Source organism: Saccharothrix sp. NRRL B-16314 (genome assembly GCF_000716595.1).
GTDB lineage: Bacteria > Actinomycetota > Actinomycetes > Mycobacteriales > Pseudonocardiaceae > Actinosynnema.
Map to the genome: position 1 here is coordinate 1 of NZ_JNXC01000171.1, position 349 is coordinate 349.

1 protein-coding gene is annotated in these 349 nt (G+C 66.8%); it reads left to right on the plus strand.

Annotated elements, in window-relative coordinates; genetic code table 11:
- On the plus strand, window positions 1-349 hold a 349-nt coding region (locus OQ02_RS39535), incomplete at both ends, for a glycosyl hydrolase family 18 protein (RefSeq protein WP_033443813.1).

Below are 349 nucleotides of genomic sequence, written 5' to 3' on the forward strand. Positions count from 1 at the left end.
GTACGACATCATCGCCGTCTCGTTCGCCGACGCCACGGCCACGCCCGGCCAGATCACCTTCAACCTCGACCCGGCCGTCGGCTACGCCTCCGTCGCCGACTTCAAGGCCGACGTGGCCGCGAAGAAGGCGGCCGGCAAGTCCGTGATCATCTCGGTCGGCGGCGAGAAGGGGAACGTCACGATCAACAGCGACGCCTCCGCGACCGCCTTCGCGAACAGCACGTACGCCCTCATGCAGGAGTACGGCTTCAACGGCGTCGACATCGACCTCGAGCACGGCATCAACTCCACGTACCTGACCAAGGCGCTGCCCCAGCTCTCCGCCAAGGCCGGTTCGTCGCTGGTCCTG